This window comes from Spongiactinospora sp. TRM90649, assembly GCF_029382225.1.
Lineage (GTDB): Bacteria > Actinomycetota > Actinomycetes > Streptosporangiales > Streptosporangiaceae > Spongiactinospora.
On record NZ_JARLTC010000032.1, the window covers coordinates 71,324 to 95,235 of the forward strand.

Here is a 23,912-nt window from a genome sequence, read left to right on the forward strand (position 1 = left end):
AGGTAACCGGGGCAGCATCGACGCCATGACGACGACCGCCGAACTGATCGCGATGACCATCGACTGCGCCGAGCCCAAGCGGCTCGCCGAGTTCTACGCCACGATCACCGGATTCGAGGTCCAGTACGCCGAGGAAGAGTACGCGGGCATCGGCGACGGCACGACCTCCATCTACTTCCAGCGGGTGCCCGAGCGCGCGCCGGCCGCCTGGCCGGGGCCGGGCAAGCAGTTCCACCTGGACTTCCGCGTCCCCGACGTGGAGAAGGCGGTAGAGGACTACCGCGCCCTCGGCGCGACCCGGCCCGACTTCCAGCCGGGCGAGACGTGGGTGGTCATGGCCGACCCCGAAGGGCATCTCTTCTGTGTCTGTCCGGAGAAGTGAAGTGGCACTTCGGGTGATATTGGGGTTCATGTAAGCCTGAAGTGGGATTGGCCGGGTTCGTCAGTCCCTAAGCTTGTGGAATGCTCACTCGACACCCTGCCTGCGTCATGCCCGCGATCGGAGATCGCCCGGGCGGGCGGCGATGACGTGGCTGGGCGTGTCGATCGCCCTCATCGGTGCGCTCGGATACGCACTGGGCGCGGCGCTCCAGCAGTTCGAGGCGGTTCGTGACGGCGCGACGCTGAAGCTGGTTAAGAGCGTCCGCTGGTGGGTGGGCGGAGTGATCGGCTTCACCGGGGCGTGCCTGCACGCGGTGGCGCTGTCCCTGGCCCCGCTGGTGGCGATTCAGCCGGTCAGCGTGGCGACCCTGGTCTTCGCGGTGCCGCTGGCCGCGCTGATGTACGGCAGGCGCCCGCACCGCGCCGAGATCGGCGGCTCGATCGCGGTCGCCGCCGGATTGCTCGGGCTGATGCTCCTGGTGCCGCACGAGGCCGCCGAACCCGAGCTGAGCGACGCGGGCGGCATCGGCTTCCTGATCTGCGTGGGCGCGATCGTGCTGGTCTGCCACCTGCTGGCCCGCCGGACGTCGGGTCCGGCGAAGGCGCTGCTGCACGCCGTCGGCGCGGGGGCCGTGACGGCCAGCGTCTCCACGTTCGTGCGGGTCGTCGGCGGCGGGTTCGCGGGCGACTTCGGCGCGCTGCTGCACTGGTTCACGCTCGCCATCCCGGTGCTGCTGATCTGCGCGGTGGTGCTGCTGCAGAAGTCGTACGCCCTGGGCTACTTCGGGATCGCCTACGCGGGCGTCCAGGTGGTGGACCCCATCACCTCGGTGCTCGCCGGCGCGGTGCTGCTCGGGGAGCCGCTGCCGACCGGGGCGGGGACCGCGCTCCCCGCCCTGCTCGCCGCCGGGGTGCTGGTGGGCGGCACGATCACGCTGAGCCGGCTGGCGCCGGACCACCATCACGCCGATCCCGTGCCGGCTCCGGCGACGGTGGCGTGACCGCCGGGCGCCAGCCCAGCACATCGTCGAGCCGCCGCAGCATGAGGGTGGGCATGAGCCGCTGGCCCAGCGTCATCGAGGCGTCGCGCAGCCGGACGGCCAGCGGGTTGCGCAGCCGCGTCAGCCGCCCGATCGACCGTGACCCGCGCACGACCTTCGTGGTCCTGGGCAGCCGGGCCGCGGTGTAGGCGGCGAGGCCGTCCGGCCGTCCGGCCAGGCCGGCGAGCACCACGGCGTCCTCGATGGCCTGGCATCCGCCCTGGCCCATGTTCGGCGTCATGGCGTGGGCGGCGTCGCCCAGCAGCGCCACCTTGCCTCGGTGGAAGGCGGGCAGCGGCTCGTCCAGGCAGTACAGGTCGTGCCGGAGTACGGCGGCGGGGTCGGTGCCTCGCAGGATGTCCGGGATGGGGTCGTGCCACTCGCCGAACAGCCGGAGCAGCTCGGCCCGCTCGCTGTCCGCCGACCTGCCGCCCGCCGGGACCGTGTCCGTGGCGTAGCAGTACACCAGGTCGCCCGCCAGCGGCACGACGCCGAAGACGAGCCCCGCGCCCCACGTCTCGGCCGCCCCGAACGTCAGGTCCGGACGGCGGGTCACCAGCCGCCAGCTCGTCGCCCCCGCGTACACCGGCCCCGGATGATCGGGGAACAGGGCCTGCCTGGTCGCCGAGCGGATGCCGTCGGCGGCGACCACCAGGTCGGCCGTCAGCTCGCCGTCGGCGGTGGTCACCGTGCCGGTGCCGGGATCGACTCCGGTCACCGTGGTGCCGAGGGTGAGCGTTCCCGGCGGCAGCAGCCCGGACAGCAGCTCGACGAGCCGCGACCTGAGCAGCACCACGATCGAGGACCCGTAGCGCTCCCTGGCCTCGGCCTCGCTGGTGCGGGTGAGCCAGGCGCCGTCCGTACGGCGGATCCCGGCGTCGCCCTGGATGGCGGCCAGCTCGCGGACCGGCCCGCCCGCGCCGATGGAGTCGAGCGCGTAGAGCGCGTTGGCGGACAGTGAGATGCCCGCCCCCACGGGGTCGAGCGAGGGCGCCCGTTCGATGATCTGGACCGACCAGCCCCACCGGGTGAGTGCCAGGGCCGCCGTCAGGCCGCCGATTCCGCCGCCGATAACCACTGCGCGCATAGCGCCCGCCTCCTTGACTACACCTGTAGTGAGCGTACTACATGTGTAGTATGCCTGGGTGAGCGCACCCAAGACCGCAAGGGCGGACCTCATCGCCGACACCGCGATCGCGCTGCTCGTGGACAGGGGAATGCGCGGGCTGACCCATCGGGCGGTGGACGAGGAGGCGGGACTTCCCGCCGGATCGACCTCCAACCTGGCCCGCACCCGCGCCGCGCTGCTGGAGCTGACCCTGGCGCGCCTCACCGAACTGGAGACCGCCTCGTACGGCGGGGCGATGACGCCGGGCCCCCCGGTCATGTCCGCCGACGCGCTCGGCGCCCTGATCGCCGGAGTGGTGCACCACCAGCTCGCCGAAGGGCGCAGGTACACCATCGCCCGCTACGAACTGGCCCTGGAGGCCACCCGCAGGCCCGAGCTGCGGGTCATCTACGACCGGGCGGGGGCACGTTTCCGCGAGGCGGCCACGGTCGTCCTGGCCGCCGCCGGTTCGCCCGACCCGGCGCGCCACGGACGCCAGGCGGTCGCGTTCCTCGACGGCATGCTGTTCGACGCCATCGCCGGGGCCGGGGGCGACCCCGCTCCGGCCGACGTCAGGGCCGCCGTGGACGACCTGCTGCGCGGGATGCTCGGGTAGGGGAGAGGGGGGCGGTCAGCCGACGGGATCCCTGGGGTCAAGTGAGGCGATGAGCAGATCGGCGTAGTGACGGCCCAGCTCGTGGCCGCTCAGCCGGCCGTCGGCGCGGTACCAGGTGCCGAGATGGTGCACGGAGCCGAGGAAGAAGTCGACAGCGATGTCGGCGGGGACGTCGTCGCGGAACATCCCGGTGTGCTGGCCCTCGGCGACCAGGTCGCGGAACCGCTCGTGGTAGCGGCGGCGCTCGGCGCGGACCGCGAGCTGGGTGTCGGGCGCGAGCAGGTGCATCGACCGGAAGAAGATCTTGGTGTCGTCCAGGTTCGCCACCGAGGTGGCCACGACGTCGGCGGCGGCGGCGTGCAGTCGTTCCCGGACGCTCCCGGGGCCGTCGGCGAATCTGGCCAGGCGTTCGGTCTGAAGCCGCAGGACGCGTCCGTAAATCTCCTTCAGGAGGTCATCCTTGGAGTTGAAATAGTGGTACATGGCGCCCTTGGTGACCCCTGCCGCCGTCACTATTTCCTGTACCGAGGTGCTTTCGAACCCCTGTTTCGCGAACAGCCGGGTGGCCTCCGCGATGAGCCGGCGGCGAACCGGCTCGATGTCGTTCCCCGCGCCGATGATGCCGTTTCTCGTGGCGTTCCGGGGCATGCACGACCTCCCTCGCTTCCCTTGCGGCGCACGGCGTCGCCGCAGGCAAGCATACCGACTGGTCTGTCAAGTCGGGGGGCCCTGGCGCGGCCGGGCTAATACCCTCACCGGTAGGATTCCGGTCCTGTCAACGGGGAATCCAATTTTCTGGCGAGGGTCTTCAGAGTGGCAGATCGCTCGACCATGCCCAAAACCAGTTTGTTTCAACGATTCATTGAGTCGGGGAGCGGCGAGGGACATGCCAGGCGGATCTATCTACGTGCCACAGGACGACAAGTTCACCGGCGCGTCACAGCAACAGATGTACGAGAAGTTCTGGGTGGAGGGAGTCGGGGAGCGCCGCAAGATGCGCGCGGTCAAGGCCGTGATCGGCCTCGCGGCGGGCATCGCCCTGGCGGCCCGCTTCTCGATCCCCGCGCCCGTCGCCTTCGGGATCGGCGTCGCGGCCCTGGTCGCGGCGGCCGACGCCGTCTGGGCCTGGTACGAACACGAGCGCACCGCCGTGTGGCGGGGCAAGCGCAAGGGCGAGGTGCTGACCGGCCGCATCCTGCGGCGCAGGCTCACCAAGGACGGCTACCGCGTGCTGAACGGCCGCGCCGTCCGCGGTGAGGCGTCCATCGACCACCTCGTGATCGGCCCCGGCGGCGTGTGGCTGGTGGACAACGAGGCGTTCAGCCCAGAGACGGAGCTGGCCACCTACGGCGGGCGGCTGTTCTTCGGCGAGAAGTACGGCACCAAGATGGCCGACGGCCTGAACCAGGCGGCCGAGCGACTGGCCGCCGTGCTGACCGAGAAGTCCGGCATCCCGGTGACCATCGAGGCGCTGCTCGCCGTCTACGGCGGCGGCATGCCCCGGGGCGGCATCGTCTCGGCCGAGCGGCTGACCCTCCTCCGCCCCCGGCTGATCCCCCGCCTCATCCGTTCCCGCGCGACCGGCGCCCTGTCCGACGACCAGGTCGAACTCCTGGCCAGAACGGCCGCCAGGGAACTCCACAAAATCACCTGACACCTGATCCTGCACACACAGGGCGCGGCGTGGGGATGCCGCGCCCTATGTGCGGGGAGTGGGCTCTGGGGGCGCGGTGGGGAATCAAGCCGCGGGGGGTCTCGTTCCAGCGAAGGCGGGAGTCAGGGCCGGGCGTGCCATCTCGGGGGTGACCACGACCACGGGGCAGCTCGCCCGAGGCAGGCAGGCGGCCAGGACGGGCCCCATGGGGGCCGGGAGGTCCGGGTCGTAGGGTCTGCTCCCCAGTACCAGCAGTTCGGCCCCCTCCGCGTGCCGTAGGAGCACCTGGACGGCGGGGCCCTGCTCGACCACCGTGGTCACGGCCAGACGTGCGGCGGGGTCCGGTACCAGGTCGGCGATGGCACGTTCGGCCGACTGGCGGACGGCCCGCAGTTCGTCGTCGCGGCATCGCCAGGTGTCCATGGGCGCGTAGGAGGCCCTGCTCTCCCCGGACCACTGCCAGGCGTGCACGGCCACGACGGCCGTTCCGTGCTCCCGGGCCTCGTGGAGAGCCCAGAGGAGGGCCGCGGCCGAGGCCGCCGAACGGCTGAACCCCACGACGATGCGTGGCTGGGATGTCCTCACCGTTCGAGCATCCTGGGATGCGGGTGACGTCCGGGAAAAGTCCGGGGAAACCGGTCACTAAATCATCAGATGATCAGAACTCCGGGCAGAACCACCGCTGACCTGCGAAGGTAGATCTTCTGACCGATTCGTGGTCTTTTGTTTGCTTTGCCCCTGGATGGCTACTACAGTCCTATTTTGTTATCAACGAAGTGACGTGCTCTTCCCCCGAAGAGCGCCGATGACGCCGAGTCCCGCGACGGTCAGTCGCCGTCCGGGAGCCGGGGACCCAACGCGGGGCCCGTTCCGGGCCCTTGGGGTGAATCCGCGATCACAGCGGTAGGGCATCTCCATGTCCGAACCCGACAGCTAACCCGGTAGGCGAGATGGAGAGGAGAAGACGTGGGTCACCCCCACCCTCAAACGCCTTCTACGAGGTCCACGAGACCGCTGTCGGCCGTTCCGTCATCCCAGGTGCCCATGGGCCGCGCGACCGCGTTCCCGCACCGGGCGATCAACTGACGATCTCCGCCGCCATGGCGGTGGCGGACTTTGCCGAACGCGCGCTCCGTGTAGCGATCTAATCACGCTACCACCTTCGCTGACCCTTTCTTGGACGCGCGCAGCCGTGCCGTTGCCCTAGGCGGCCGGTACGGACTCCCCCTGTCGTCTCATGAAGGAACCCCATTTCTTGATGAACGTTTTCTTTGGGCTGCGCCCGAACCGCATTCTGGCCACCTCCCTCCTCGGCGCGATGCTCGTCGGAGGCGCCACCCTCGGCGCGGGCCAGACCGCACAGGCAGACACCATCGAGCAAGAGATCATGCTGAAGGGAACGACCAGGGCGTCCTACTTCTGGGACGACTCCTCCGGCCGTGCAGGTGACACCGGGCTGCCGGCCATCGGCAAGCCCATGCAGAAGGGCATGTTCGCCAGCCCGAGCTGGCCCCTCGGCACCGAGGGATACGTGACCTACAAGGGCAAGACCGCCAAGTTCTTCATCGGCGACCGCGGTCCCGGCATCCCGTCGAACCGGGGCGTCATGCTCGACATCGACGCCAAGACCTTCGCCGACTTGACCGGTGGCCGGTTCAACACCAGCACGCTGATGGTGAACGGCAACGGCGGCATGGGCCACATCCAGATCGACTACGCGATCACCAAGTGGGGCAAGGGCCCGGGCAAGAAGAACTTCCCGGTCGCCTTCTCCACCGGCGCGTGGAGCAAGGTCGACCGCAACCCGGCCGCGCCGCCGAAGGTCGAGAAGACCCGCGAGCTGAAGGCCGCGCCGCCGAAGCCGGCCGAGAAGCCGGACGGCCCGGCCTCCGACGGAGCACCGCTCTCCCTGGGCGGCCCCGCCCCGTACGGCGCCGCGTCCAGCCCCGAGCTCGCGCCGAAGGCCGCCGACACGGACACGTCCACGTCGGGGCAGGCCGCCGCGCCGCGCACCGAGGAGAACGGCCCGCCCACGGCCGGTCTCGTGGCCCTGGTGGGCCTGGGTGCGGCAGGTATCGGCCTGTACGCGGGCCGTGACCGCCTCCGCCGTCTCGTGCGGCGCGACCCTGCCTGATCCGACCCGTCCGATCTGATTTCAAGATCCGACAAACGTCAGATCCGGCTCAACAAGATCCATCCCCGAGGGGGCCGCCCACCCACCATGGGCGGCCCCCACCCCCTCTCGTCGGGGAAATCGAGGAAATCGGGGAAATCGAGCCCCGGCGTTCGCCGCCCCGTGCGATCGCCACGGGACGGCCGTCATCCCGGCGGCCGTGCTCCCCGGTCACGCGACCTCTCCCTTGGCGTGACCGGCCAGGACGGGCGCCCTTCCGCCAAGGGCGCCCGTTCTTGCATGTCATGCCAACCGAATGAGATTCTGGTCTTCATGACGCAGCACGCCCCCGCCAACGGCATCGAGATCGCGTACGACACCTTCGGTGGCCCCGGCGATAGACCGCTGCTGCTCGTCATCGGTCTGGCCACTCAGATGATCTTCTGGGACGACGCCTTCTGCGCGCGGCTCGCCGCCGACGGCCACCACGTCGTCCGGTTCGACAACCGGGACTCCGGCCTTTCCACCCAGTTGACCGGGGCCGGTGTGCCCGATCTGGCGGCCGTACTGTCGGGCGACGGCGACGTGCCGTACCTGATCGAGGACATGGCCGACGACACCGCCGCGCTGATGGACGCGCTGGGCTGGGAGAGCTGCCATGTGGCCGGGGCGTCGATGGGCGGCATGATCGCCCAGTCGCTGGCGATCCGGCACCCGGCCCGGGTGCGCAGCCTCACCTCGATCATGTCCACCCCCGCCGCCTCCATCGGCGAGCCCACCGAGGCGGCGCTGGCCGCCCTGCTGTCCCCGCCAGGCAGGAACCGCGAGGAGGCGATCCGGCAGGCGCTGAGCGTGTGGAGCGTGATCGGCTCGCCCGGCTACCCGCTCGACCGCGAACGGCTGACCCGCCTGTCCTCGATCGCCTACGACCGGGCCGGCGACCCCACGGGCTCCGCCAGGCAGCTCGCGGCGATCCTGGCCTCGCCGGACCGCACGCCCGGCCTCGCCGGGCTGTCGGTGCCGTCGCTGGTGCTGCACGGCCAGGACGACCAGCTCATCCGGCTCGCGGGCGGCCTCGCCACCGCGGCGGCGATCCCCGGCTCCCGGCTGCTCACCTTCCCCGGTATGGGGCACGACCTGCCGTACCCGCTGTGGAACACGATCATCACGGAGATCGGCGAGCTGACGGGAGCCGCGGAACGGCTTCGCGCCGCGTAGCGGACGGGAACACCCGGGGAGCGGCGGGGTCTTGGCCGCTCCGTGAGCGATCGGGCGGCGGCGAGCCCGCGCCGGCACGAATACCGCCTGCGATCCCTCGGTCCGGGGTAGCCCGTCGCGCTCAGCCTAGGAGTAAAGACGGTCAAGATCCCGCGCGGGCCGTCATCCGGTGGTAGGAACGGCCGCCTCAGAGGCAGAGGAATCCCTCCCGGTTATAACAATTCACCGCGAAGCTATTCGAGCCACGATCAGCGGCGCGATCAGGCGTCCTGAATGATCGCCTTCTCATCGCGTTTGAAGATCAGAACATTGTCCACATAGGACCGCACGGCCTCAGGGAGCCCGATGTCGCCACCCGCCGCCTCCGACCGGAACCACCGGTGGTCGAGCACCTCGTGGAAGAGCTGTGCCGGTTCCAGCTTGCCGCGCAGCGCGGCCGGGATGGCCTCGATGGTGGGCTGGAAGACCTCGGCCAGCCAGCGGTGGGCCACGATCGCCTCGTCCTCGTGGCGCAGGCCGTTCTGCACCCGGAAGGAGTCGAGGTCGTTGAGCAGCCGCCTGGCCTGGTTCTCCTCGACGTCCAGGCCGGTCAGCCGGATCAACCGGCGCTGGTGGTGTCCGGCGTCCACGACCTTCGGCCGCACGATCAGCCGGCCGGTGCCCGCCTTGCGGCGCACCATCATCTCGGCCACGTCGAACCCGAGCAGGTTCAGCCGCCGGATGCGCTGCTCGACCCGGTGCCAGTCCACCTCCTCGATGATCTCGTCCTGGGTGAGCTCCTTCCACAGTCGCGTGTAGCGCCCGCAGATCTCACCGGCGATGGTCTCGGGGTCGATCGAGGGGTGCAGCAGGCCGCCCGCCTCCAGGTCGAGCATCTCGCCGAAGATGTTCATGTGCGCGATGTCGATGTCGTGCGCGCGCTGGCCCTCGCTGATCATCGGGTGCAGCTCGCCGGTCTCCGCGTCCACCAGGTAGGCGGCGAACGCGCCCGCGTCGCGGCGGAACAGCGTGTTGGACAGCGAGCAGTCGCCCCAGAAGAAGCCGGTCAGGTGCAGCCGGACCAGCAGCACGGCCAGGGCGTCGAGCAGGCGGGTCAGGGTCTCCGGGCGCAGCGTGCCCGACATCACCGCCCGGTAGGGGAGCGAGAACTGCAGGTGCCTGGTGACCAGGGCGGAGTCCAGCGGCTCGCCGTCCGCGCCGGTACGGCCGGTCACCACGGCGACCGGCTCCACCGAGGGGGCGTCGAGCCTGGCCAGGTCCCACAGCAGGCGGTACTCCGCCTTGGCGTACCGCTCGCTGATCTCCTTGATCGCGTAGACGTCGCCGGACACCCGGACGAAGCGGACGACGTGCCGGGAGATGCCTCGTGGCAGCGGGACGAGGCGGTGCTCGGGCCACTGCTCAAGCGGAACATCCCAGGGCAGGCGGATGAGATCGGGATCGCTCGGCGCGCCCGTCATCTGCAGCGGCAACCCATCGCTCCTCGGGGTGAGATCGGTGTGCTCTCCAAGGAGGAGGTTAGTGGCTTATGTGATGCTTTTTGGTTCGATGGGCGAATGTGTCATGTCTTGTGCCGTCCTGGTGGGAGTCGCCCGCCGCCGGGTGACGGCGGCCAGCTCCGCCTCGCTCAGCACCCTCGGCTCGCCGATCGCCCGCGCCCGGACGTAGACCTCGCACAGCCACTCCAGCAGCCTGGCCGCCTCGAACGCCGCCGCCAGGTCGGCGCCGAACGTCACTCCGCCGTGGTTGGCGATCAGCGCCGCGCGCCGTCCCGCCAGCGCCGTCCGGACGTTTTCGGCCAGCTCGGCGGTGCCGTAGGTGGCGTACTCGGCGACCCTGACCGGGCCGCCGAGCAGCAGGATGTCGTAGTGGATCGGCGGCAGCTCGGTCATCGTGAGCGCCACCGCCGTGCCGTGCGCCGAGTGGGTGTGCACCACCGCCCCGGCGCCGGTGTCGGCGTAGATCCCCAGGTGCATGGGCGTCTCAGAGGACGGCTCCACGTCGCCGTCCACCCACCGCCCGGTGAGGTCGATGACCGGGCAGTCCTCCGGCTCGATCCGGTCCAGAGGGAACCCTGAGGGGGTCACGGCGACCAGCTCGCCCTCGCGCACGCTCAGGTTGCCCGACGCCCCGACCACCATTCCCAGACCGGCGATCCGCCGGCCGTACGCACAGATCTCCCGCCGCGCCTCGGCCATCAGCATGCCCTCAACCTAGCCCTCGCCGCCGCGCGGGCCGAGTGCGGCTACTCCCCGGACGACCATGCCGCCGGGGCATCAAATGGTTACTTTGAGTAGTCATCTCTCGCACCGTGCGGCGAGTTCCACCGGCCGCCCGCAGGTAAGGGTTACCAATGGTTAACGCAGGTAGCGGTCGGTGACCGGAACCCGGGGCCGATCGCTGACACGGAGGGAGACCCCCATGGCCGTTCCGAGCCGTTGCGCCGCGATGCCCGTCCACCACCAGATGCTCGCGGCCCGCCCGGGCTACGCCGTCGCGCTGGCGGCCATCGAGAACGAGACGCTCAACCGCAAGGTCGTGCGTGCCCCCGCCAGGACCGAGGTCGTCACCGTCCCGGTCGTCGTCCACGTGGTGTACGCCAAGGCCGAGCAGGACATCGCTCAGGAGCAGATCGACAGCCAGATCGAGATCCTCAACCGCGACTTCCGTAAGGCCAACGCCGACGCGGGCAAGGTGCCCGATGTCTGGAAGAACCTCGCCGCCGACCCGCTGCTCGAATTCAAGCTGGCGGGCACCGACCCGCAGGGGAAGAAGACCACGGGCGTCGTCCGCACGAAGACGTCCGTGGCGGCCTTCGGCACCGACGACGGGGTGAAGAAGGCGGACCGGGGCGGGGCCGCGGCATGGCCCGCGGACCGCTACCTGAATGTGTGGGTGTGCGCGCTGGACGGCGTGCTCGGCTACGGGCAGTTCCCCGGAGGCCCCGCCGAGACCGACGGGGTGGTGATCCACCACGCCGCCTTCGGCTCGACCGGCACCGCCGCCGCGCCGTACGACCTGGGGCGCACCGCGACCCACGAGATCGGCCACTGGCTGAACCTGCGCCACATCTGGGGCGACGACGACAGCGGCTGCTCGGGCGGCGACTTCGTCGACGACACCCCCAACCAGGCCGGGTTCAACCGGGGGATGCCCACCTTTCCCTCGGTGAGCTGCGACAACGGCCCCAACGGCGACATGTTCATGAACTTCATGGACTACACCGACGACGCGGGCACCTGCATGTTCACCAAGGGCCAGGTCGAGCGCATGGACGCCTGCCTGGCGGGCCCCCGGTCGTCGTTCCTGCCCGGCTCGGTGCGCAGGCAGTTGCGGGTCGAGGTGCCGGCCAAGAGCGCCAAGCGGATGTGACCACTGTGGAAAAGCGTGCGGGAACGCGGATGGCCGGCCACCCATGAGGTGACCGGCCAAGGGGCCCCGATCAGATCGGGGTGATGTTCTCCGCCTGCGGGCCCTTCTGGCCCTGAGTCACGTCGAAGGACACCTTCTGGCCCTCGTGCAGCTCCCGATAGCCCTGGGCGGCGATGTTCGAGTAGTGCGCGAAGACGTCGGCGCCGCCGCCGTCCTGGGCGATGAAGCCGAAACCCTTTTCAGAGTTGAACCACTTGACGACCCCGGTGGCCATTGTTTGTCTCCTTTGTTACCGGGCATAGCCGGAATCCGCACCGTACGGAATTCCGCGTTGCCGTGATGAACCCCATCCGGAGATGACCGGTAAACAAAAATGCACCTGCAGGTTACGTCCCGTCAGGTGCATGCAAAGTCTCATGGGTACCACAACTGCAACTGAGTTAATCGTAGCACAGCGCCGCACCGGTGCCGCGCCTCCCGGGAAGCTTCCCGGACCCGGCCTGTGCATGTCCAAGCAGGTGAGCCAAGCTCATGACCGGTTCGGCCCGGCTCGCCGCCCGGCACGGGCCTCCGGGCGGCGGCTTTCCCCGGAATGCACACCAAATGCGCAGGATGCCGGACGGCGAAGCCACGCAGAGTGCTGCTATTCACGACGTGGTGTGATTTCCGGAGGTAGCTGTAATGGCCGGCGGTCACCGTGTGGTTCTGCTCACAACACCCTCTTGGCGTACGGCAGGGATCTGACCAGATAGGCGAACCCCCAGCACAACGGCAGTGCGAGCAGGCAGACCAGAGCGAACTTCCAGATCGCCGCCGCCTGGAACCCGGCCAGCGCGAGGCTCAGCCCAACGAGCACCACGGGGTGCACGAAGTAGACCGTGTAGGCGTGCCGGGAGAGGAACCCGGAGACCGGCCCCTGGCGGTCGAGACGTTCACGGAAGAGCGCGAGCAGCCCCACGCTCACCCCTACCGCGAACACCGCCTCCCAGGTGGAAAGCGCCAGCGACTGCCACACGCCGGGGGCGCGCCCCAGGGCGAACGGCGCCAGCAACGGTGTGACGACGCCCGCGACGGCGAACCCGGCCCAGCCCGCCCGGCGCGGCAGCGCCTCCAGCCAGCCCCGGCGATGGGCGGCCACGCCCACCGCGAACATGGCGGCGTACTGCGGCAGGTACGCAGGTGTCGGCAGCCCGAGCACCGGCACGTAGAGGCCGACCGGCACCAGGAACCGCCACAGGAACGTCGCGACGGCCAGCGCCAGCGTGAACAGCGCGACCGCCCGCAGGCCCGGCGCTCGCGGAGTGGCCGCAGGCCCGGCGGGGGAGCGCCGGCCGCGTGCGCGGTAGACCACGTAGATCGCGCTGAAGACGAGCAGCACCTCCACGAACCACATCGGCCCCGGATCCCAGGTCAGCAGGTAGAACAGCCAGTACGGCACGTCGGGCAGCCCGGTCGCGGCCCGGACCGCCGGATAGGCGTTGAAGTTGACCAGCGGGCGCAGCACCACGAGGAACACCAGCAGCGGCACGCCCAGCCGCAGGAGCCGGTCGCGGAAGAAGGCCCGCCCGCCCTTGCGGTCGAGGGCGCCGGGGGTGAAGTAGCCGGAGATCAGGAAGAACAGGCCCATGAAGAACGCCTGGTCGAGGGCGACCATCAGGTCCAGTAAGCGGCCGGAGGCGTCCTCGGCGGGCTCGAAGTAGTACCAGGCGTCGATGCCGCCGTAGGTGACGGCCACGTGGTGCACCACCACGAGGGCGGTCAGCGCGACGCGCAGGTTGTCGACGTATCGCAGGCGGCTTCCCGTCACGTGGCGTTCGGTCAAGGGGGATCCCCTCCACGGGTGGCGCGGTCGAAGTGGTCGGCCAGTTCCCTGGCGTGGGTGTCGATGTCGTGGCCCGGGTGGGTCACCCAGTAGGCGAACATGTGCTCGATGGCGGCGTTGTGGGTGACCGCCATCACCCGAATGTCGAAGTCGCGGAACTCGCCGGTGCTCTGCCCTAGCCGGTAGATGTCCTCCAGGGACCGGTACAACCCTTCGTTGGCCTCCATGCCGTAGCGCAGACCGCCGCCGGGGGCGCGCATGTGATTGAAGATCTCGTGGAGCGCCTGGATCTGCTCGCGATGGTCGCGCATGTGCTCGGCGGCGCCGAGGATCTGCGTGCGCAGCAGCACCGCGGCCGACCGCTCGCCCTCCATGCGTTCGAGGACGAACGCCACCGTCTCGGCGTAGATGCTGTCCACCACCTCCTCCATCAGCTCGTTCTTCGAGGTGAAGTGGTAGGAGATGACCCCCTTGCTGATGCCGGCCCGCTTGGCGATCAGGGTGAGTGAGGCGGCGCCGTAGCCCACCTCCGCGAGGACCTCGATGGCCGAGGCCACGATCTGGGCACGCCTGGCCTGCTCTATGAACGAGCGCTTGGGTGGGTCGTCGTCCCGACCCTCTGCTTGAGCCATCTGGCCCTCCGATCAATTTTCTGGCCGCATGGCCAAAAAATAGCACACGCGGTCTGGCCGGGTAGGCGCGAAATCGGGATGGCGGCGAGGAGGTCACGGCTCGGTTGAGACGCCGGGATGGGCTTGACGCTGGGACGTGGGGCTACGTACCTTCGGGCAATCGGTTAGGAAACTTTCCTATTCTGGAAACCCCCCATACACGGGAGCATTGATGTCCTCTTCCGCTGACATCAACCGGCGTGCTCTGCTGCGCCGTATCGGACTCACCGCATTCGTCGCAGGCCCGGGGGCCGGTCTGCTGGCCGGTTGCGCCACCGCCGGAAGCGGATCGGGCGCCTCGGCGTCCCCCGCGGCCTCGGCGCCCGCCTCCGGGCTCGCGAACGCCGCGAACCCCTTCTCCGTGCAGGCCAACGCGCCGCTGGAGGTGGTCATCTTCAGCGGTGGATACACCGATGCGTACGCCACCAAGATCCACGAGCCGCTCTACAAGAAGAAGTACGCGCAGGCGACGATCAAGCACACCGCCACACAGCGGATCGGCACCCAGCTTCGCCCGCGGTTCGTCAGCGGCGAGGCCCCCGACGTGGTCAACAATTCCGGATCCGACCCCCTCGACCTCGTCGCGCTCCAGGGGGAGGGCCACCTGGCCGACCTGACCGCGCTGTTCGACGCTCCCTCGGTGGACGACCCCGCCAAGAAGGTCAAGGACACCCTCACCGGCGGTGTCCTGGAGAACGCGCTCGTCGCGGGCAAGCCGCATGTGCTGAACTACACGGTGTCCCACCGCGGGCTCTGGTACAACGCCAAGCTGTTCGCGGAGAAGGGCTGGCAGCCGCCGACCACCTGGGACGCCTTCCTGGCGCTGTGCGAGCAGATCAAGGGCGCCGGGATCACGCCGTTCGCCTACCCGGGGCAGGTCGGCCCGTTCTACCAGACCTGGAACATCCTCTACACCGCCGCCAAGATCGGCGGTAACCAGGTGATCCTCGACATCGACAACCTGGTCGACGGAGCCTGGACCAAGGACGCCGTCATCAAGGCCGTGTCCGTCTGGGTGGACCTGCAGAAGCAGTTCGGCGACAAGGCGTACTTCGGCCTCGACCACACCCAGACCCAGCTCAAGCAGCTCCAGGGCAAGGTCGCGTTCTACCCGACGGGCTCGTGGCTTGAGAACGAGATGCAGAAGGAGATCCCGGACGACTTCGAGTACGCCGTCATGCCGATCCCGGCCGTGACCGGGGGCGACGTGATGCCCGCCGAGGCGTTCTTCGTCGGCGTCGGCGAGAACTTCTTCGTCTCCGCCCGGGGCAAGAACCCGCTGGGCGGCCTTGAGTACCTGCGCCTGATGCTCTCCAAGGAGGGCGCGCGCGGCTTCACCCAGGAGACCAAGAACCTCACCGTGGTCAACGGCTCGGCCGAGGGCGTGGACCTGCCGCCCGGCCTGAAGAGCGCGGCCAAGGTGCAGGACGCCGCCGGGCAGAACATCATCACCGACGCCCGCTACGAGGGCTGGTACAAGAAGCTCTACGACTACTCCCAGGCGCAGACCAACTCGGTGATGGCCGGTCGGATCACGCCCCAGCAGTTCGCCGAGAACATGCAGAAGAAGGCGGACGAGACCAAGAACGACAAGCGGATCACCAAGCAGACTCGGACCGTCTAGGGATGCGGCGGCTACGCGCCCATCTGTTCGTCGTCGGGTTTCTCGCCGCCCCGGTGGCCCTCTATGTCGTCTTCGTGATCAGTCCGTATCTGCAGACGTTCCAGATCGCGCTGACCGACTGGCGAGGGGTGTCGGCCAACCCGAACTTCATCGGGCTGGAGAACTTCACCGCGCTCTTCAGCGACGAGGTCTTCTGGCAGGCGGTGCGACACCACGGCGTGCTCCTGGTCGCCCTGCCGCTGCTGACCATCTGCATCGCGCTGGCCTTCGCCTTCCTGCTGAATCTGGGCGGCGGGCAGCGCGGCGGCTCCATGCGAGGGGTCTGGGGGTCGAACTTCTACCGGGTGGTGTTCTTCTTCCCCCAGGTCCTCGCCGTGGCCGTGGTCGGCGTGCTGTTCCAGGCGGTCTACCGCCCGGACGACAGTGGCGTGATCAACGGCCTGCTGATCCGGGCCGGGATGGAACCGGTCGGCTGGCTGACCGAGCCGAACATCGCCTTCTGGGCGATCATCGCGGTGATGGTCTGGCAGGCGGTCGGCTTCTACGTGGTCCTGTTCTCCGCGGGCATGGCGGCGATCCCCAAGGACGTCTTCGAGGCCGCGGCCCTGGACGGGGCCGGCCGGTTCCGGCTGTTCTTCAACGTCACCCTGCCCCTGCTGTGGGACACCCTCCAGGTGGGGTGGGTGTACCTGGGCATCGCGGCGTTCGACGGCTTCGCCCTGGTGCAGGTCCTCTCGGTGGACCGGGGCGGCCCGGACAACTCCACCACCGTGCTGCCACTGGAGATCTGGAAGACCGCGTTCAGCTACTCCGAGTTCGGCTATGCCTCGGCGATGGGTGTCGCGCTGTTCTTCCTGACCCTCACCTTCGCCGCGCTGACCCTGCGGGTGTCCAGGCGCGACCGGATCGAGCTGTGAGAGGAGGGTCATGGCCACGCGCACAATCGTCAAAGGAGAGACGGACGGCCAGGTGACGCACCGCAGGCCTCGCGCCCGCCGCAGCGACACCGGGGTCTTCGGCACGCTCTCTCATGTCGCCCTGTTCGTCTGGGCGCTGCTGGTGATCGTCCCGCTGGTGTGGACCTTCCTGGCGTCCTTCAAGGACAACACCGAACTGTTCGGCGACGCCTGGTCGTTGCCGGCCGAGCTGCGCTGGGACAACTGGGGCCGGGCCTGGGACCGGGCCCACGTCGGCCAGTACATGCTCAACAGCGTGATCGTGGTGGCCTTCGGCACGGCGGGCACCATGCTCCTCGGCTCGATGGCCGCGTATGTGCTGGCCCGGTACCGCTTCCCCGGAAACCGGGCCGTCTACTACCTGTTCGTCTCCGGCATGGCGTTCCCGGTGTTCCTGGCGCTGGTCCCGCTGTTCTTCGTGGTGAAGCAGCTCGGCCTGCTCAACAGCCACGTGGGACTGGTGCTGGTCTACATCGCCTACTCGCTGCCGTTCACCGTGTTCTTCCTCACCGCCTTCTTCCGTACGCTGCCGACCTCGGTGGCCGAGGCGGCGATGATGGACGGCTGCTCGCACACGAGGACGTTCTTCCAGGTCATGCTGCCGATGGCCAAACCAGGCATGATCAGCATTGGCATCTTCAACGTGCTCGGCCAGTGGAACCAGTACCTGCTTCCCCTGGTACTGCTCTCCGGTGACCGAGAGAAATGGGTGATAACCCAGGGCATCGCCGACATCTCCACGATCGCCGGATACGAATCCGACTGGCCGGCGCTGTTCGCGGCGCTCAGCATGGCGATCATCCCGGTGCTGGTGGTCTACATCATCTTCCAGCGGCAGATCCAGTCCGGACTGACGGCGGGCGCTATCAAGTAGGGCCCGACCAGGGCCCAAGTAGGGAATGTGGACAATAGGGAGAGTCGCGCTTAGTGATGGAATGATTACGCTTTAGAGTGGGTGGTGCTCGACCTTCGACTCCAGGGGAGATCCCGCGATGCGCCGCCCACTCAGTCGCCCACTCAGTCGCTCATTCGGTCGCTCATTCAGCCGCCGCCGTCATGTCCATGTCGTCATGCTCGCCGTCCTGGGGGCCGCGGCCGCCACGGCCTGCTCCCCGCAGCAGGGGGCGCCGCAGGCCCAGGGGGCGGGCGCGGCCGCGACCGAGTCGCCGACGGCCTCGCCCACGGCCTCGCCGAGCGGCGCCACGATCCGCCTGTCGGGCGAGGGCACCTTCGCTCCCTACAAGGAGGGCGAGAAGGCGATCGTCTATGACGAGAAGCTGGTCCCCTCGGGCGCGAAGGCCGATGTCTCGGTCAAGACGGAGGGCGAGGAGACGATCTCCAAGCTCGACGTGGAGGGCCTCCTGCCCGACCGCCAGTACGGCGCGCACCTGCACGTCAACCCGTGCGGCCAGACCCCGGACAGCTCCGGCCCGCACTTCCGCGGCGAGGAGCAGGGCGGCACGGCCTCGCCGTCGCCCAGCGGCGGCACCGAGAGCCCCACGGTGACCCCGGAGGGCAGCCCGACGGGCGCCACCGAGAGCCCCGCGGAGAGTCCCGCTGAGAGCCCCACCGGCACGCCCGAGGGCAGCCCGACCGGCTCGCCCACCGCGGAGGGCCCGGCCAACCCCACCAACGAGGTGTGGCTCGACTTCAAGACCAACGGCGAGGGCGACGCCGAGGCCAAGGCCCGCCAGCCCTGGGCGCTCACCGCGGGCCGCCTGCCCGGCTCCCTGGTCATCCACGCCAAGCCCACCACCACCTCCGGCGCCCACGCCGGCGAGGCGGGCGACCGCGTGGCCTGCCTGACCCTCAGCCCCACTTCCGGCGACTGAGACCCTCAGAGGGCCCTGCCAGGCTCAGAGGGCACGGAGGAACCGGGCGGCGATCGGGAGGGCCGACTTGCGGGCCGGGCCGCCGTCCTTGACCAGTACGGCGAAGGCCACGTCCTCGTGGTAGCCGATGAACCAGGCGTCGGGGGTGTCGCCTGGGGATGTCTGCGTGACGCCCGCGTGCCCGGCGGATCCCTTCACCAGCCGGTGCGCGGCCGCCTCCGCGCGGAGCATGGAGCGGAGTCCGCCCAGCACGCCCTTGGGCACCCGCGACTCGCGTGGCCCGGCCTTGTCCAGGGCTCGGGCCGCGCGTGCCGTGAGGAGCCGTGGCGGGTGCCACGTGCCGCTCTCCACTGCCGCAGCGACCAGGGCCATGCATAACGGGGTCGCCTTCACCCCGCCGCCCCCCACCGCGTTGTACGCCAGACGCCGCTCGCCGCGCGGCGGGCTCCCGCAGGTGCCGCCCACTCCCGAGGCGAGCCTGCGCCCGAACCCCAGTGCGGCGGCCTGCCCGGCGAGCTCGCCCTTGTCCAGCCGGTCCACGGCCTGCCGCGCGAAGGCCGTGTCACACGACAGCTCGAACGCCTTGGCCAGGCTCAGCGTGCCGTGCGCGACCTTGCCCGGGTTGGCGATCGGTCCCGCCTTGGTCCCGGCCGGTGTGAAGTCGCGGGGGCAGGACACCTTGCTCTCCGGCGTCATGCCCGCCGACAGCAGAGCGGCGGCGGTCACCACCTGGAACGCTCCGCCCGGCGCGGACGCCTGCTCGAACGCGCCCCGGTCGGTGAGCGCCCTGTCGCGCGTGGGGACGTCGTCTCCCCGGGGGGCGGTGCCGGTGCCGCTGGGCGAAGGCGAACGGGCCCCCGTGGGGCCCGCGGAGGGAGCCACGCCTCTGGCGGGCTCCGGCGGGGGGATGTCCTCGCGGCCCAGGCGGTCGGCGACGGCCAGGACCTCGCCGGTGCCCGCCCGTACCGCGACGATCGCGGCGGCCTGCGGCACGCCGTCCAGGGCCCGTGCCGCGGCGGCCTGGATGGGCCGGGACAGCGTGGTGCGGATTTCGCGGGTCGGCGGCGGCTGGTAGGTGACCAGCCGCCTGGCGCGCCCGCCGCGCACCGCCTCGATCGCCCAGCCGGAGGCGGCGCCGCCCAGGCGGCGGCCCAGCTCGGCCAGGTACGGCTCGGCGGCGTGGTCCCTGGGCATCTGCTCGCCGCCGCTGGTGAGCAGTTCGGCGGTCGGCACCCTGATCGAGGTCAGTCGCAGCGATCCGCCGTCCCGCAGGGCCGGGTGCATGGTCTCCGGGCCCCAGATCACCTTCCACTGCCGGTTCCGCACGCCGAGGCGCACCGTGCCGCCGAACGGCCAGGGCCCGAGGTCGCGCACCTGCCGGGTGCCCTCGAAGGGGATCCGCGCCGACTCCTCGCCCTGCTTGATGACAAGCCGTCCCAGTTGCACAGAGATGGCGGTGACGCGCAGGTCGCGGTCGAAGTAGCGGTGGCGTTCGGTGAAGTCGGCCGGTGGGTCGGCGACGAGCGCGCGCATGGCGGCGAGGTCGCCGGCTCGCCAGGCGGCCAGATAGGCTCGCGCGACGTCGTCAGGGGTGCCCTCGATGGGGCGCAGGCGCGGGTACAGCGCGAAGGCGCCGGCTCCTCCCATGACGACGAGCGCGACGGCAAGCAGCACGAGCAGCCTTCTCATCGGCATACGGTTTCTTCCCAGGGGGTGCTGTCTCCCAGGGGTATACCAGAACGAACACGGCAAAAAGGACCTAACAATGAAAGATCCGGCGTGATGGCCAGGCGTACCGCCCGCGATCCCGAGCCGGGTCGTTACGCGGTGTCCTACGGAGAGGTCGAACTGCTCCGCGACCTGGACCGGCCCAACGGCTGGATCCTTACCTGCGAGGGGGTCCCGCAGTCCTACGTGGATCTGGACGATCCCCTTTATCTCGACTTCGAGTACGTCCGGCTGATGGCCGACGTGATCGACCTGCTCGACGAGGGCCCGCTCGACGCCGTGCACGTCGGCGGGGGAGCCTGCACGATCCCGCGCTACGTGGCCGCCTCCCGGCCCGGCTCCCGTCAGATCGTGGCCGAGCGCGACGCCGCCCTGGTGCAGCTCGTCCGCGACCAGCTACGGCTGAAGTCGGTGCCCCGGCTGAAGGTGCGCATCGACGACGGGCGCGCGGCCGTCGCGGGCATCTGGGACGACTCGGCCGACCTCGTGGTGCTCGACGCCTTCACCGGCGCGGTGATGCCGGTCGAGCTGGCCACCGTCGAGTACCTGGGCGATCTCGCGCGGATCCTGCGGCACCGGGGCACCCTGCTGGTCAACCTGGCCGACGGCAAGGGCCTCGGGTTCGTGCGCAGGTTCGCGGCCACCGTGATCGAGACGTTCCGGCACGCGGCCCTGCTGGCAGATCCCGGGGTGATGCGGGGGCGCCGGTTCGGCAACCTGATCCTGGCCGCGTCGCGCGTCGAGCTGCCCGTGGACGCCCTCGTCCGCCGCGCGGCCGGAGGGCTCACCCAGGCCCGGTGCGTGCACGGCGAGGCCCTGACGCGCTTCGTGGCGGGCGCCGCGCCGATCAGGGACGGCCAGGCCGTCATCACCCCCGTGCCGCCGCCCGCCGTCTTCGGCTCCTAGCGCGGACCGGAGCTCGGTCGTAGCCGAAAATCTTCCCTTTAGTATCCTCGTCAGGCGTAATTTTTCCACATAGGGTCGTATGGAACGGGGAATCATAAGGCGTAGCTACCAGGCGTTCTGGAGGGGACATGGACCTGCGTGACCGGCTGTCCCGGCACATGCTCATCGACGGGTTCCGCCTCGAACCCGACCTCGACCGCAGCCGGGGGTCCTGGCTGCACGACGCGCGCACCGGGCGGCGACTCCTCGACTTCTACACCTTCTTCGCCTCGGCCCCGCTGGGCGTCAACCCGTTCGACGACGATCCGGAGTTCCTGGCCCTGCTGGGCAGGGTCGCGGCCAACAAGCCCGCCAACTCCGACCTCTACACGACCCATCTGGCCGACTTCGCCGACACGTTCGCGCGCGTGCTCGGCGATCCCGCGCTGCCGCACCTGTTCTTCGTCGAGGGCGGCGCGCTGGCCGTCGAGAACGCGCTGAAGACCGCCTTCGACTGGAAGAGCCGGCACAACGAGGCGCGCGGCAGGTCGCCGGAGCTGGGCACGAAGGTGCTCCACCTGACGCGGGCCTTCCACGGCCGCAGCGGCTACACGCTCTCGCTGACCAACACCGATCCGGTCAAGACGGAGCGGTTCCCCACCTTCGGATGGCCGCGTGTGGACGTACCCGCCGTGCACATCTACCAGGACGCCCCGGGCGGCGTGGAGGCCGCCGAACGGCGGGCCCTGGACCAGGCCCGCGCGGCGTTCGCGGAGCACCCGCACGACATCGCGTGCTTCATCGCCGAGCCCATCCAGGGGGAGGGCGGCGACAACCACATGCGGGCGGAGTTCCTGCTGGCCATGCAGGACCTGTGCCGCGAGAACGACGCGCTGTTCGTGCTGGACGAGGTGCAGACCGGCGGCGGCTCCACCGGTACGCCGTGGGCCTACCAGCAGCTCGGGCTGGAGCCCGACGTGGTGGCCTTCGCGAAGAAGATCCAGGTGGGCGGGATCATGGCAGGTCGCCGGGTGGACGAGGTGCGGGGCAACGTCTTCCAGATCAGCGGCCGGATCAACTCCACCTGGGGCGGCGGGCTCGCCGACATGGTCAGGTCGCGGCGGATGCTGGAGATCGTCGAGCGGGACGGGCTGATCGAGCGCGCCGCCGAACTCGGCGAGCGCCTGCTTGCCGGGCTGCACAAGCTGCAGGCCGAGCACCCCGACCTGGTCTCGGCCGCTCGGGGCAGGGGTCTGATGTGCGCCTTCGACCTCCCCGACGGCGCCACGAGAGACGCCCTGCTGGCCCGGATCAGGGACGACGGCGGCGTGCTGCTGCTGCCGTGCGGCGAGCGCTCGCTGCGCGTGCGCCCGGCCCTGTCGGTGAGCGCGGACGAGATCGACTACGGCGTCGCCGCGATGGCCGCCGCGGTGGCCGCGCACCAGCGGTGAACGGCCCTCCGGCGAAGCCCGGAGGCCGCACCGGAAGGCCGCGCACACGGCCCGTCGTGATCGTCACGGCGGGCCGTTCGCGTGCACGAGATGTTCCCGGGGTCACCCGTCCGGGTCGCCCGCTGGAACGGGGTCCTAGGGCCGTGCGCCGCGTGTCCGGACGCGGCGTGCGGCCCTGGTCGGGCGAATGGGTCGCGAGTGGGCAGGTCGCGACCGGGTGTCACAGGGGGCGGGCGGTCAGACCCGCTCCTCCCCGGGTGAGACGCTGCGCCACAGGCCGATCGCGGTACCACGGGAGTCCACGCCGAGCTTGGCGTAGATCCGGTTGACGTGGTTCTTGACCGTCTTCTCGCTGAGGAAGAGGCGCTGGGCGATCTCCCCGTTGGAGTGACCTGTCGCGATCAGCTCCATGACTTCGATCTCACGCTTGCTCAAGCCCGCGTCGAGCCGTACGTCTGTGCGTCCGGCTCCGGTAGCGGGGTCTTCGACTCTCATCCGGCCTCCGGTGGCTGATCAGGTCGCCGCGGCCCCCGCCCTATCCGGCGTATCGGTTGACAGCGAGCATAACTCCCAATATCAAACTTTGGGGGCTAAGTCGGTCAGGTCGCCAGAAAAAGATTGGCGGCCGGTCCCGAAGGACCGGCCGCCATATGGGTGAGCGATGGGACTTGAACCCACGACATCCAGGACCACAACCTGGCGCTCTGCCAACTGAGCTACGCCCACCATGTAACGTCGCGGCGAAGATCGGGCCTGCCGCGAAGGCACGCTAGAAGTGTAGCGGTTTTTCGAGCTGGTTCGTCCCGCCGTATCGCGGCGGCGGGTCAGCTCGACGCGATGATCTCCGCGACCCCCCGCGCGGTGCTGGAGTCGGGGCCGGGCTGGGGCACGAACACCGCGGCCCGGTAGTAGCGCAACTCGCGGACGCTCTCGGTGATGTCGGCGAGCGCGCGATGCCCGCCCTGCTTCTCGGGCGAGGCGAAGTAGACGCGCGGATACCAGCGCCGGACCAGCTCCTTCACCGAGGAGACGTCGATCATGCGGTAATGCAGGTGGGCGTCGACCGAGGGCATGTCACGGTAGATGAAGGCCCGGTCGGTGGCGATGGAGTTGCCGCACAGGGGGGCGCGCTTGGGCTCGGGGACATGGCCCTTGATGTAGTCGAGGACCATGGACTCCGCCTCGGCCAGCGTCACCCCGGAACCCAGCTCCGGCAGGAGGCCGGAGGCCGTGTGCATCTCCCGCACGACCTCCGACATCTGCTCGACCGACTCCGGCGGGGGCTTGATGACCACGTTCACGCCCGCGTCAAGCTGGTTCAGCTCGCCGTCGGTGATGACGCAGGCCACCTCGACGAGCGCGTCTCGGCCGAGGTCGAGCCCGGTCATCTCACAGTCGATCCAGACCAGCAGGTCGCTCATAGAGACAGACTAGTGCCCCG

At 69.9% G+C, this 23,912-nt stretch carries 23 protein-coding genes, 1 tRNA gene, 1 pseudogene and 1 riboswitch; of the genes and pseudogenes, 13 read left to right on the forward strand and 12 right to left on the reverse strand.

What is annotated here, in order from left to right:
- The first annotated feature begins 25 nt into the window (after nucleotides 1-25).
- Together P3X83_RS31885 and P3X83_RS31890 are read left to right on the forward strand one after the other, a co-directional pair.
- Nucleotides 26-382 (forward strand): VOC family protein, encoded by a 357-nt coding sequence (locus P3X83_RS31885; protein WP_277309007.1) that lies wholly within the window; start codon nucleotides 26-28, stop codon nucleotides 380-382.
- Nucleotides 383-524: 142 nt separating this feature from the next.
- A complete protein-coding gene (locus P3X83_RS31890; RefSeq protein ID WP_277309008.1) occupies nucleotides 525-1,382 on the forward strand; it encodes a DMT family transporter in 858 nt (285 codons plus the stop codon).
- Here the strand turns inward: P3X83_RS31890 and P3X83_RS31895 are convergent.
- Nucleotides 1,312-2,508, reverse strand: a complete 1,197-nt coding sequence (locus P3X83_RS31895) for an FAD-dependent monooxygenase (RefSeq protein WP_277309009.1) — start codon at nucleotides 2,506-2,508, stop codon at nucleotides 1,312-1,314. The two genes, P3X83_RS31890 and P3X83_RS31895, sit on opposite strands and share 71 nt — an antisense overlap.
- Nucleotides 2,509-2,566: 58 nt before the next feature.
- Between P3X83_RS31895 and P3X83_RS31900 the strand changes: the two genes are divergently transcribed.
- Nucleotides 2,567-3,145, forward strand: coding sequence for a TetR/AcrR family transcriptional regulator (locus P3X83_RS31900; protein ID WP_277309010.1), 579 nt, complete (start codon nucleotides 2,567-2,569; stop codon nucleotides 3,143-3,145).
- A gap of 15 nt (nucleotides 3,146-3,160) precedes the next feature.
- Here the strand turns inward: P3X83_RS31900 and P3X83_RS31905 are convergent, their stop codons facing one another.
- Nucleotides 3,161-3,793 (reverse strand): TetR/AcrR family transcriptional regulator, encoded by a 633-nt coding sequence (locus P3X83_RS31905; RefSeq protein ID WP_277309011.1) that lies wholly within the window; start codon nucleotides 3,791-3,793, stop codon nucleotides 3,161-3,163.
- Between the two features lie 238 nt (nucleotides 3,794-4,031).
- On the opposite strand from P3X83_RS31905, the gene P3X83_RS31910 reads away from it, so the two are divergent.
- Complete coding sequence (locus P3X83_RS31910; RefSeq protein WP_277309012.1) at nucleotides 4,032-4,799, forward strand: nuclease-related domain-containing protein; 768 nt, start codon at nucleotides 4,032-4,034, stop codon at nucleotides 4,797-4,799.
- An 84-nt stretch (nucleotides 4,800-4,883) separates the two neighbouring features.
- On the opposite strand, the gene P3X83_RS31915 is transcribed toward P3X83_RS31910, so the two are convergent.
- A complete protein-coding gene (locus tag P3X83_RS31915) occupies nucleotides 4,884-5,384 on the reverse strand; it encodes a universal stress protein (protein ID WP_277309013.1) in 501 nt (166 codons plus the stop codon).
- Nucleotides 5,385-5,598: 214 nt separating this feature from the next.
- Nucleotides 5,599-5,762: riboswitch (cyclic di-AMP (ydaO/yuaA leader) on the forward strand.
- Nucleotides 5,763-6,057: 295 nt separating this feature from the next.
- On the opposite strand from P3X83_RS31915, the gene P3X83_RS31920 reads away from it, so the two are divergent.
- Together P3X83_RS31920 and P3X83_RS31925 are read left to right on the forward strand one after the other, a co-directional pair.
- Nucleotides 6,058-6,933 (forward strand): hypothetical protein, encoded by an 876-nt coding sequence (locus P3X83_RS31920; protein ID WP_277309014.1) that lies wholly within the window; start codon nucleotides 6,058-6,060, stop codon nucleotides 6,931-6,933.
- 312 nt (nucleotides 6,934-7,245) lie between these two features.
- Nucleotides 7,246-8,130 (forward strand): alpha/beta hydrolase, encoded by an 885-nt coding sequence (locus P3X83_RS31925; RefSeq protein WP_277309015.1) that lies wholly within the window; start codon nucleotides 7,246-7,248, stop codon nucleotides 8,128-8,130.
- Nucleotides 8,131-8,390: 260 nt separating this feature from the next.
- Here P3X83_RS31925 and P3X83_RS31930 read toward each other — a convergent pair whose 3' ends face one another.
- Together P3X83_RS31930 and P3X83_RS31935 are read right to left on the reverse strand one after the other, a co-directional pair.
- The gene (locus P3X83_RS31930) at nucleotides 8,391-9,602 is read right to left on the reverse strand and encodes a DUF4032 domain-containing protein (RefSeq protein WP_277309016.1); all 1,212 of its coding nucleotides are present in this window, start codon (nucleotides 9,600-9,602) and stop codon (nucleotides 8,391-8,393) included.
- Nucleotides 9,603-9,656: 54 nt separating this feature from the next.
- Nucleotides 9,657-10,334: a class II aldolase/adducin family protein gene (locus P3X83_RS31935; RefSeq protein ID WP_277309017.1), complete on the reverse strand. Its 678-nt coding sequence runs from the start codon at nucleotides 10,332-10,334 to the stop codon at nucleotides 9,657-9,659.
- Between the two features lie 217 nt (nucleotides 10,335-10,551).
- Between P3X83_RS31935 and P3X83_RS31940 the strand changes: the two genes are divergently transcribed.
- Nucleotides 10,552-11,502, forward strand: a complete 951-nt coding sequence (locus P3X83_RS31940; protein ID WP_277309018.1) for a zinc metalloprotease — start codon at nucleotides 10,552-10,554, stop codon at nucleotides 11,500-11,502.
- A gap of 70 nt (nucleotides 11,503-11,572) precedes the next feature.
- Here the strand turns inward: P3X83_RS31940 and P3X83_RS31945 are convergent, their stop codons facing one another.
- The 3 genes from P3X83_RS31945 to P3X83_RS31955 form a co-directional block, all read right to left on the reverse strand.
- The gene (locus tag P3X83_RS31945) at nucleotides 11,573-11,776 is read right to left on the reverse strand and encodes a cold-shock protein (RefSeq protein WP_277309019.1); all 204 of its coding nucleotides are present in this window, start codon (nucleotides 11,774-11,776) and stop codon (nucleotides 11,573-11,575) included.
- Between the two features lie 435 nt (nucleotides 11,777-12,211).
- A complete protein-coding gene (locus P3X83_RS31950) occupies nucleotides 12,212-13,324 on the reverse strand; it encodes an acyltransferase family protein (RefSeq protein WP_277309020.1) in 1,113 nt (370 codons plus the stop codon).
- Nucleotides 13,321-13,956 (reverse strand): TetR/AcrR family transcriptional regulator, encoded by a 636-nt coding sequence (locus P3X83_RS31955; protein ID WP_277309021.1) that lies wholly within the window; start codon nucleotides 13,954-13,956, stop codon nucleotides 13,321-13,323. The genes P3X83_RS31950 and P3X83_RS31955 overlap by 4 nt, the downstream gene beginning before the upstream one ends.
- A 211-nt stretch (nucleotides 13,957-14,167) precedes the next feature.
- On the opposite strand from P3X83_RS31955, the gene ngcE reads away from it, so the two are divergent.
- The 4 genes from ngcE to P3X83_RS31975 all read left to right on the forward strand — a co-directional run bounded on the left by ngcE (nucleotide 14,168) and on the right by P3X83_RS31975 (nucleotide 18,407).
- Nucleotides 14,168-15,619 carry an N-acetylglucosamine/diacetylchitobiose ABC transporter substrate-binding protein gene (gene ngcE / locus P3X83_RS31960; protein WP_277309022.1) on the forward strand — a complete coding sequence of 484 codons (1,452 nt, stop codon included), beginning with the start codon at nucleotides 14,168-14,170 and terminating at the stop codon, nucleotides 15,617-15,619.
- 2 nt (nucleotides 15,620-15,621) lie between these two features.
- The gene (locus tag P3X83_RS31965) at nucleotides 15,622-16,536 is read left to right on the forward strand and encodes a sugar ABC transporter permease (RefSeq protein WP_277309023.1); all 915 of its coding nucleotides are present in this window, start codon (nucleotides 15,622-15,624) and stop codon (nucleotides 16,534-16,536) included.
- 10 nt (nucleotides 16,537-16,546) lie between these two features.
- On the forward strand, nucleotides 16,547-17,449 hold the full coding sequence (locus P3X83_RS31970; protein ID WP_277309024.1) for a carbohydrate ABC transporter permease: 903 nt from the start codon (nucleotides 16,547-16,549) through the stop codon (nucleotides 17,447-17,449).
- A gap of 196 nt (nucleotides 17,450-17,645) precedes the next feature.
- The gene (locus P3X83_RS31975; protein ID WP_277309025.1) at nucleotides 17,646-18,407 is read left to right on the forward strand and encodes a hypothetical protein; all 762 of its coding nucleotides are present in this window, start codon (nucleotides 17,646-17,648) and stop codon (nucleotides 18,405-18,407) included.
- A 24-nt stretch (nucleotides 18,408-18,431) separates the two neighbouring features.
- Here P3X83_RS31975 and P3X83_RS31980 read toward each other — a convergent pair whose 3' ends face one another.
- On the reverse strand, nucleotides 18,432-20,096 hold the full coding sequence (locus tag P3X83_RS31980) for a penicillin-binding transpeptidase domain-containing protein (RefSeq protein ID WP_277309027.1): 1,665 nt from the start codon (nucleotides 20,094-20,096) through the stop codon (nucleotides 18,432-18,434).
- A 93-nt stretch (nucleotides 20,097-20,189) separates the two neighbouring features.
- On the opposite strand from P3X83_RS31980, the gene P3X83_RS31985 reads away from it, so the two are divergent.
- Together P3X83_RS31985 and lat are read left to right on the forward strand one after the other, a co-directional pair.
- Complete coding sequence (locus P3X83_RS31985; RefSeq protein WP_277309028.1) at nucleotides 20,190-21,041, forward strand: fused MFS/spermidine synthase; 852 nt, start codon at nucleotides 20,190-20,192, stop codon at nucleotides 21,039-21,041.
- Between the two features lie 128 nt (nucleotides 21,042-21,169).
- A complete protein-coding gene (gene lat, locus P3X83_RS31990; RefSeq protein ID WP_277309029.1) occupies nucleotides 21,170-22,471 on the forward strand; it encodes an L-lysine 6-transaminase in 1,302 nt (433 codons plus the stop codon).
- A 237-nt stretch (nucleotides 22,472-22,708) separates the two neighbouring features.
- Here lat and P3X83_RS31995 read toward each other — a convergent pair.
- The 3 genes and pseudogenes from P3X83_RS31995 to orn all read right to left on the reverse strand — a co-directional run.
- A pseudogene (locus tag P3X83_RS31995) lies at nucleotides 22,709-22,909 on the reverse strand (LuxR C-terminal-related transcriptional regulator); the annotation flags it as partial.
- A gap of 215 nt (nucleotides 22,910-23,124) precedes the next feature.
- Nucleotides 23,125-23,197 (reverse strand) — tRNA-His (locus tag P3X83_RS32000).
- A gap of 98 nt (nucleotides 23,198-23,295) precedes the next feature.
- Entirely contained in the window at nucleotides 23,296-23,892 is a 597-nt protein-coding gene (orn, locus tag P3X83_RS32005) for an oligoribonuclease (protein ID WP_277309031.1), read from the reverse strand.
- Nucleotides 23,893-23,912 lie beyond the last annotated feature (20 nt).